Below are 9,448 nucleotides of genomic sequence, written 5' to 3'. Positions count from 1 at the left end.
CAGACCCCGGCGGTAGCAACGGGTGAAGCTCCTGGTAGATGGGTTGTCGACCAAGATCAACCTGTCAGGCCAGGAGCTTCGTGTGCTTGTCTACCCATCGGCGATCGATCTGTCCAGTTCGGCCCTGCGGTTCCTCAGCCGTCACCTGGCCGAGCGGCGCAGAGCCATCGGCTGCCGGTGGCGCCGCCTGTCCAGCAACCGGCAAGCACTGCTGGTCCTGGCCCACCTGCGCTGCGGCGACACCTACAGCCGTCTCGCCGCGGCCTTCCGGATCGGGGTGGCCACCGTCCACCGCTACATCCGGGAAGCCATCGAACTCCTGGCGGCCCTCGCCCCCGACCTGGCCGACGCGGTGCGGACCGCGTCGGTGAAGGCGTATCTGATTCTGGACGGCACGCTGCTGCCGATCGACCGGATCGCCGCCGACCGGCCGTACTACTCCGGCAAGCACAAGCGGCACGGCATGAACATCCAGGTCCTCGCCGACCCGGCGGGGAAGCTGCTGTGGGCCTCCCCGGCGCTGCCCGGAGCGGTCCACGACCTCCGCGCGGCCCGCACCCACGGCGTCATCGACGCCCTGACCGAGACCGGCGCGGCCTGCTGGGCGGACAAGGCCTACCGAGGCGCCGGCCCTGCCGTCCGGGTGCCCTACTGGGGCCGCTGGGAGAAGCTCTCGGCCGGGCAGCAGGCCCACAACCGCTCCCACGCCCGCATCCGCGCCCTGGGCGAGCAGGCGGTCGCCGCCCTCAAGTCCTGGCGACTGCTGCGCAAGCTCCGCTGCTCCACCACCCGGATCACCGGCCTGGTCCAGGCCGTCCTCACCCTCCACCTCGCTACATCAGCATGAGGTTGGAAAACGCTCCCTGCGCAGTCAGCGGGAGGATCGGCGCCGGGCCGGGATCCTGCACCGGCTCGTGACCCGCGTGATCGAGGACTACGAGGACTGGTAGGGGCCAGCGCTACCGCTGGAGTGGACGGGGCAGGCGGGTCCGCGCGGGAGCGCGCACCGCTCCTCGGCGCCGGCCGGATGCGGGCTCGTCGCGCCGCGCCCGGCACCCCCGGAAGATTTCCGGAAGTTTTGGGATCAGTAGCCAGCTCGTTGCCTTCAGATCCAGGGTTCCGCCGACCTCACTTGAAGAGGGGACGCCGTAACAGCTACTTGACCAGGCATGACCCTCTCCTGACAGATTCTCGACGATCCCTCAACTCCCGTAAAGCTTCCGGGAACTGTTGACAACCCAGGGGTGTCGGACCAACCTATCGGCATCGACAGGCCCCACCGCTGTCGAGCCGGGTCACCCGCCGTGGCCCGGACCTTCCGGTTGTCCGCCCCCACGGCGGCCGACCGTCCCCCCACCGTCGTCGATACGACGCCGGCGCACGGTGGCCCCCCACGGCCGCCGACGGTACGCCGGGTCGTGTCGCGCTGCCCGGCCTCAGGGCCGGCCTTCGCGAGGAGGAAGCGAAGCATGGACAGGAACGACGCCCCCACCCCCAAGTCGATGAGCCGCCGCGGCTTCGTCGGCCGCGCCGGTGCCCTGGCGGTCGCCACCTCCGGGCTGATGCTGCCGGGTACCGGCACCGCCCACGCCCAGACCGTCAGCTCGAACCAGACGGGCTACCACAACGGCTACTACTACTCGTTCTGGACCGACGCCCCGGGAACGGTCTCCATGACCATGGGCTCCGGCGGCAACTACAGCACCTCGTGGCGCAACACCGGCAACTTCGTCTGCGGCAAGGGCTGGGGCAACGGCAGCCGCCGGACCGTGCACTACTCGGGCAGCTTCTACCCGTCGGGCAACGGCTACCTGTGCCTGTACGGCTGGACATCGAACCCGCTGGTGGAGTACTACATCGTCGAGAACTGGGGCACCTACCGGCCCACGGGAGAGTACCGGGGCACGGTCAGCACCGACGGCGGCACGTACGACATCTACAAGACGACGCGCTACAACAAGCCCTCCGTCGAGGGCACCAGGACCTTCGACCAGTACTGGAGCGTCCGCCAGCAGAAGAAGACCGGCGGCACCATCACCACCGGCAACCACTTCGACGCCTGGTCCCGGGCCGGGATGCGGATGGGCAGCTTCAACTACTACATGATCATGGCGACCGAGGGCTACCAGAGCAGCGGCAGCTCCAACATCTACGTGAGCTGACGGCGGCGCCCCGGCCCGGCCGGGGCGCATCAGGCACTCCCCCCGGCGCGGCGGCCCTCCCGGCCGCCGCGCCGTGCCGTTGCCGGCCGATGCCGTCCGTCCGGAGGTCACCTCTTGGCCGGAGGCAGCCAGCCGATGTGGCGCAGAACGGGCACGACCCGGAAGCAGGCGAAGGCGATCACCGGCGTCTTTCCGTCTCCGGCGGGGAAGAACAGGGCGTGCTGGAGGGGCGTCTCGTCCTGCGGATCGTCCAGGTCCGCCTCGGGCAGGTGGGGCCGACCGAACGCGGCTTCCAGCGTGACACCCTCGCGTCCGGTCAGCTCCCGCAGCGGGCGCAGCCCGACCTCGTCCGCCAGTTCCCGTGTGGTGAGGGACTTCCTGATCCGCGGCCACCCCCGCGCGTCGACGTAGGTGGGGTACAGCATGATGCGCGACTCCGCCCGGCCGGGTGAGCCCGTGATCCCGGAACGCAGCCGGTTGTGCAGGTTGGAGAGGGTGGCGGGCATCTCGGGGACGACCGCGGGCTGGTAGAGCACCAGGTCCCGCTCACCGTTCTCCCAGTGGTTGTCGTGCACCGTCAGCGATGGGCGTCCCGGCAGACTCAGCGTCCATTCGACGGGGCGGGCGACGGAGGGCACTCCCGAGCAGGTGGTCCCCGTCCTCCTGGTGCGCGCTTCCTTGTTCCGGGACAGTTTGAGGTCTTTGAACAGTCGCATGATCAGTGCTCACATCCGGTGAGTGGTAAGTGCCTTCGGGTCGCTTCCGGGAATTCCGGGAATGCGGCGGTGCCCCCTGCCGCGGCGGCCACCACGAGCCGATGTCCGCCGGCCGGCGGCTGCGCCGTGCCGCTGAGGGAAGTCCGGCGGCCGGTGCTGCGCCCGAGCCGATCCGCCTCCAACCGGGGCGGGGAGTCGGACACTTGAGGAAGCATGACGCGAACACCTTTCTCCGGGAGCGGTTGCGGCTCGCACGGGCGAAGTCGGATCCAGCTTGCGCCACGGTTGTGAACTCCGTCAACTGGCGACCATGATCACTGGAGCGCCTCCGGGTGACAGCTTCGGCGCGAACCGGGTCAATAAGGGTTCATGAAGTCGGCGACACCCCTTCCCCGCCCAACACTCCACCCCGTTGCATTGCCGCGATGTCCCACATCGCGATGGATTGGCGGCGCCCCCTGGTACCCTTTGCGTGTTTGCTCAGTTCACAGACAAGTCGGCGTACGTTGGTGTACTGCGTCGGTCTTGGGGTGGCCGGGGCGGGATTTCACGGACGGGCCACCCGGTGGCCCTCGGCAGCAGCGGGGTGGCGTGTGAGTCAGAGCGAGAGCGAGAACGGACTGGGCGACGGCGTACGGCCGGTCGGTTCCGTGCACCGGTACGACGACGGGCTGAGCGTCCGCGTGGCCGACGTCGTACCGTACGAGCCGGCCGGTCACGAGGCGCCCTCCGGGTACCGGGCGGGCGACGACCTGGTGCGGTGCACCCTGCACCTGGGCAACGGCACCGGCCGGCCCCTGGACGTCGAGGGCGTCGGCCTGCTCGTCCGGGGCGGCCCGTACGGGAAGACGGCCCGCCAGGTGTACGACCACAGCGGCGACGTGCTCGACGACGAGCTCCAGGGCACGCTGCGTCCGGGCCGCGGAGTGTCGGCCACCTGGGCCTACAGCATCCCCGCCGGCACCGCCTCGGACCTGGACATCGAGGTGCGGTTCCCCCACTCGCACCACGAGCGCGAGAGCGTCGCCTTCACCACGGCCGTGTCCGCCTCCGTGCCCGCCGCCCCCGCTCCCGCCGATCCCCGTATGGCGATCACACGCGCCGGGCCGGCGGCGCCGCTGCCGATCCCGGACCAGGGGGCGCTGTTCGGCGAGCAGCAGCCGTCCCTGTTCGCCGACGCAGAGCCGGAACCAGAGCCGGAACCAGAGCCGGAGCCCGCTCCGGCGATGCTCCGGGGCGTGCCGGCGCAGCCGAGCGTGACCGGGCGCCAGGCCGCGCCCGCCCGCACGCGGGAGCCCTCGGCGGAGGAGGCCGACGCCGCGCGCGTACGGCAGATCTTCCGGTTCCTGGCCGAGGCCGAGGAGTCGCGGACCCGGCCCGTCCGTACGCTCGACGGCGCGGCCGGTGTCGTCTGGTTCGAGGAGCTGCCGCACTCCCCCGGCGTCGAGGTCATGCTCGACGGCGTCCTCGGCGGCGACGATCCGGCCTGGCTGACCGTCGCCCGCCCCGACCGCGAGGACGCCCCCCACCCCGGGCCCCTGCTCGCCCCGTGGGTGGACGAGACCCGCATCCGGGACTTCGAGCAGCCCCGCCCTCCCCACCTGCGGCGGCGGATCGAACCCGGATTCCCGGACTGGTCCCGCGGCATCCCGCTCGAGAAGACCTACCACGAGCTGGACGAGCACCCGGAGCGGGAGAGGATCGAGAAGCTGTACGCCGCCTGGGAGCAGGAGTGGGCGGCCTGGGCGCGGCGGCGCCGTGAGATCGACCCCCTGGTCAGGCTGTACGACCGGCTGCACAGGATGCACGAGGACGCCGCCGGCCTCGGTGAGGCGTACGAACTCGTCCTCGGGTTCGGTCGGCTGACCTGGCAGACCACCGACGGTCGGCGCGTGGAAAGGCATCTGATCACCCATCGGGCCGCCATCCGACTCGACCCGTCCACCGGCACCCTCACCGTCGCCCCGGATCCGAGCGGCTCCGGCCTGGAGCTGGAGGAGGGCATGCTGGAGGGGGCCCAGCACGTTCCCGGCCCCGTGCGGGAGGGGATCGTCGAGGCGCTGGAGGGCGCCTGCGACGTGACGGACCCCGGACACCTCGAAGCCCTGCACGAGGCCCTGCGCAGCTGGGTCAACGCCGCGCACAGCGCCGGGAGCTACCTGCCGGGCGTGGAGCGCGTCAAGCCGCGCTCCCTCGAGGTTCCGCAGGTGGGGCTGGCGCCCGCGTTCGTCCTGCGCGAGCGCAGCCGCCGGTCGACGATGGACGCCCTCAAGACCATCGCCCGCCGGATCGACGCGGGCACTCCTCCCACCGAACTGCTCGCCTACATCGCGGGCCGCGACGGGGCGCTCACCGCCGCCGGCCTCGCGGCGGCCGAGGACGGCGGGAGCGGGCGGGGCGCAGAGGTGCCCGGGGCGTCCGGGGCAGGGGGCGGGCCGGGCGCCGGTGAGATGTACTTCGCACTTCCCGCCAACGAGGAGCAGCGCACCATAGCCGAGCGTCTGCGCGCCAACCGGCTCGTCGTCGTGCAGGGCCCGCCCGGCACCGGCAAGACCCACACCATCGCCAACCTGGTCACCGACCTGCTGGCCCAGGGCAAGCGGGTCCTGATCACCAGTCACACGCCGCGCGCCTTGCGTGTGCTGCGGGACAAGCTGCCGGAGTCCGTCCGCGACCTGTGTGTGAGCCGCACCGAGGACGGCGCGGCGGCTCAGCGCGAGCTGGAGGCCTCCGTGCGGAAGATCCTGGGCGAGTACGCGGGCTATGACCCGAAGGCGTCCGAGCGGGAGATCCGCGCTCTCCAGGCCAGGCTCGCCGCGGCCCGCTCCGCCCAGCAGGCCATGCTGGGCGACCTCGCCGTGCTGCGCGAGCGGGAGACCCACCGCTTCGAGGCGGAGATCGGCGACTACAGCGGCAGTCTCCAGGAGATCGCCGAACGCCTGGCGGCCGAGGCGGAGCGGTACGACTGGCTCGGCCCGGTCCCGCGGGAGCGGCCCGCCCTGAGCGCCGAGGCGGCCCTGCGCCTGCTGCACGCCACCCGCGCCTTCACCTCGCACCACCAGGCCCTGGCGGCCGAGGTGCCCGGTCCCTCCGAGCTGCCCGGCCCCGGGGACTTCGAGGAGGCCGTCCGCGTGGTGCGGTCCGCGCGGGATGCGCACGACACGGTGCGGCAGGACCCGCTGAGTGCGCGGTACGACACGGCGGTACGCGGTCTCGACGAGGCCGGGCAGCGGCGGCTCTCGGCGGCCCTCGACGCGTTCTCCACCGCCCGCGCCCGCGCCGCGGCCCTGGCCGCGCCGGCCGGCGAGTGGGCCGAGGCGCTCCTGAGGCAGGTGTGCGAGGGACAGGACTGGCAGGCGCGCAGTCGGCGGGCCGCCGTCGACGACGCCCTCACCGCGGTGGACGCCTCGCTCGCGGCGCTGGGCACCGCGATGGTCAGCGGCCTGGAGCAGTACGACCCGGCCGTCGCACTCGGTCAGGCCACCGCCCTGCACGACGGGCTCGGCCAGGGGCAGCGGCTGCGCGGGCCGCTCGGCATCCGCTCGAAGCTGGCCAAGGCCGTCGGCCCGTTCGCGGAGGCCGTCCGGGTCGACGGGCGTGCCCCGCAGGACACTGCGACCGCGGCCGTCGTTCTCGCCCGCGTCCGGCTCGAGCTGCGCCTGGCGCAGGTCGAGTCCGAGTGGGGCGCCCCGGCCGGCGCCTGGCAGGGGCACGGTCCGCGTGTTGCCCGCCTGCGGCAGGAGGCCGAGGTCCTCGCGGCGCTCCTGGCCGTCGCCGCCGCCCGCACCGATGTGCTCGCCGCCGCGGCCACCTCGCCGGAACTGGCCGTCGCCGCCTGGCACGAGCCGTCCGTGGAGAACGCCGTGCGCGCCCTGCTGCGCGCGGCGACCACGCTGCGCGACGCCGAGCAGGCGCGCAGGACCATCGCGGACACCGAGGAGATGCTGCGCGCCTGGACGGACCGGCCCGGCGTCTCGCCCGCCGTCGAGCGGGCGCTCGACAGCGTGCAGGCCCTGGATCCCGACGGCTACCGGGAGTTCACCCGGGAGATCGCCGAGGTGCGCGAGGCCGCCCGGCTGCGGGCGGAGCTGCACGCGGCGCTCGCCCGGGTGCGCGAGGTATTCCCCGCTCTCGCGGAGCGGATCACCGATGACGCCGGGGATCCCGCCTGGGAGGCCCGGCTGGCCGCCCTCGCCGAGGCCTGGGCCTGGTCCGCGTGGCGCGACCGCATGGAGCGGCTGACCGATCCGGAGGCCGAACGCACCCTGCGCAGGCGGCTGACGGAGGCCGACGACGAGGCGCGCATCATGCGCGCACGGCTGGCCGCCGCCCGCGCCTGGCACCGCTGCCTCGGGCTGCTCACCGGCGACCAGTCCCGGGCGCTCAGCGCGTACCAGCACGCCGCCCGTCGCATCAAGGGCAAGTACCAGCACCGCTACCGGCGCGACGCCCAGGCCGCGCTGCGCAAGGCGCAGACGGCGGTGCCGGCCTGGATCATGCCGCTGCACCAGGTCGCGGAGACCGTGCCGCTGGACCGCCCCGGTCTGTTCGACGTCGTCATCGTCGACGAGGCCAGCCAGTCGGGCCTGGAGGCCATGCTGCTGAGCTGGCTCGCCGACCGGATGGTCGTCGTCGGCGACAGCAAGCAGGTCAGCCCCTCCAACGTCGGCCTCAAGCAGGAGGAGTACTTCCATCTGCGGGACCGACTGCTCACCGCCCTGGAGCCGGACGTGCGCAGCCTGTTCGGCCCCGACTCCAGTTTCTTCGACCTCACCGAGGCGCTCTCGGCGGGCCGCGGCACGCTCATGCTCAAGGAGCACTTCCGGTGCATGCCGGAGATCATCTCCTTCTCCAACGAGCTCTGCTACGACGGCAGGCTCCAGCCGCTTCGGCAGTACGGCGCCGACCGGCTGCCCCCGGTCCGCACCGTGCACGTCGCCGGCGGCGAGGCCGTCGGCACGGGAGCCCGGCTGGTCAATACCGCCGAGGCCGAGGCGCTCGTCGACGCGGTCGTGCGCTGCTGCGACGACCCCGCGTACGAAGGGAGGACCATGGGCGTCATCAGTCTTCGGGGCAGCAAGGGGCATCTGTCCGAGCTGGAGAACCTGCTGGCCGAACGCCTCGACTACGAGCAGCGCGAGAGGCGGCGCATCCGGGTCGGCGACGCCGAGGACTTCCAGGGCGACGAGCGCCACGTCATGTTCGTCTCCTGTGTCAACTCGGCCGCCCGCGAGGGCGGGACGGTGCCTGGGGGCTTCAGCGGCAAGACGTACGAGCAGCGGCTCAACGTCGCCGCCTCCCGTGCCCAGGACCAGTTGTGGGTGTTCCACAGCGCGCGTGTGGAGCAGTTCCACGAGAACGACCTGCGGCGGCGCTGGCTGGACCACCTCGCCCGGCCCTCCGAGGAGGACGCCGCCGCGGTCGAGGGCAAGGTGCTGCCCGACGTGCGGCACGAGGCGTTCGACAGCCTGTTCCAGCAGAAGGTGTACCTGGAGCTGGTCTCGCGCGGCTACCGCGTGCGGCCGGGGTACCGCGTCGGCCGTCACACGATCGACCTGGTCGTCGAGGGCGGGACGCGCAGGCTGGCGGTCGCCTGCGACGGTGACGCCTTCGCGGACGGTGAGGACGCGTCCACCGCGGCCGCCCGGCAGCGTGATCTGGAGCGTGTCGACTGGACCTTCGTCCGTATCCGGGGGAGCCGGTTCCACCTGGACCGCGAGCAGGCGCTCGCGCCGCTGTGGGCAGAGCTGGAGCGGCTGGGGATCGAGCCGGCCGGTGAGGAACCGGAGGAGCCCGCCGTCACCCTCGTCACCCCCGTCGCCCCCGCTCCCGCCGGGGACGCGCCCGCCGCCGGCACCCCGGGCGGAGACGGTGTGGACGGGGACGGCGTGGGGGAAAGCGCCGCGGACGGGGACGGCGTGACCGACGGGGACGGAGCGGAAGGCGGGCCCCGGGACGGCGTGGCCGTGGAGGAGAGGGGTTCGGCGGCGCCTCCCCGGCCGGCCGCAGCCGGGCACGGGCCCGCGCGGAGCGCGGAGCCGGTCCCGGCCCCGCGGGCGCAGGCCCCGTCCCCGGCCGGGCGCGGTCAGCTGCCGGTCCGGGAGATCCCGGCCGCCGCCTTCCAGCGGCTGGTGCGCGAGATGCGAGAGCTCCAGGCCGCCGTCGACGCCCCGGACGAGACACCCGAGGGGGTGGACGCGGCGAACCTCGCCTTCCTCCGGAAGACACAGGCCGACCAGCGCGACCGGCGTACGAAGCGCCTCGGCTTCCTGCGGACGTTCCTCGACGCCGTCCGCGTCGAGCGGGAGGCGGGGCCGCCCGAGGTCGTGGTCCCCGGCGCGCTGCTGGTCCTGGAGTTCGACGGGCAGACCGACGCGGACACCCTGTACACGGTCGCCGAACTGTCCACCGGCGAGGCGGACATCGTCTCCCCCTCGTCCCCGCTGGGGCACGCGCTGATGTGGCAGCCGACGGGCCGTGAGATCTCCTACGACGTCTCCCGGGAGAGGACGCGCACGGTCGTCGTCCGGGAGATCCGGGTCTGAGGGGCTCGGGGGGCACCGGACCGGT

Annotated in this window: 4 protein-coding genes; 3 read left to right on the top strand and 1 reads right to left on the bottom strand. The window is 73.0% G+C overall.

What is annotated here, in order from left to right:
- Positions 1–82 precede the first annotated feature (82 nt).
- Both CUT83_RS09360 and xynA read left to right on the top strand, forming a co-directional pair.
- Positions 83–847 (top strand): transposase family protein, encoded by a 765-nt coding sequence (locus tag CUT83_RS09360; RefSeq protein WP_101255401.1) that lies wholly within the window; start codon positions 83–85, stop codon positions 845–847.
- Between the two features lie 622 nt (positions 848–1,469).
- The gene (gene xynA / locus CUT83_RS09355) at positions 1,470–2,162 is read left to right on the top strand and encodes an endo-1,4-beta-xylanase XynA (RefSeq protein ID WP_101255400.1); all 693 of its coding nucleotides are present in this window, start codon (positions 1,470–1,472) and stop codon (positions 2,160–2,162) included.
- Positions 2,163–2,269: 107 nt separating this feature from the next.
- Here xynA and CUT83_RS09350 read toward each other — a convergent pair whose 3' ends face one another.
- The gene (locus CUT83_RS09350) at positions 2,270–2,878 is read right to left on the bottom strand and encodes a hypothetical protein (RefSeq protein ID WP_240958340.1); all 609 of its coding nucleotides are present in this window, start codon (positions 2,876–2,878) and stop codon (positions 2,270–2,272) included.
- Positions 2,879–3,471: 593 nt separating this feature from the next.
- Between CUT83_RS09350 and CUT83_RS09340 the strand changes: the two genes are divergently transcribed.
- Positions 3,472–9,423: a PDDEXK-like endonuclease domain-containing protein gene (locus CUT83_RS09340; protein ID WP_240958338.1), complete on the top strand. Its 5,952-nt coding sequence runs from the start codon at positions 3,472–3,474 to the stop codon at positions 9,421–9,423.
- The last annotated feature ends 25 nt before the right edge of the window (positions 9,424–9,448 follow it).

The organism is Streptomyces barkulensis (assembly GCF_002843305.1).
GTDB classification, from domain to species: Bacteria; Actinomycetota; Actinomycetes; order Streptomycetales; family Streptomycetaceae; genus Streptomyces; species Streptomyces barkulensis.
The sequence above is the reverse complement of the archived record's forward strand: the minus strand, read 5'-3'. Positions and strand labels throughout refer to the sequence as shown.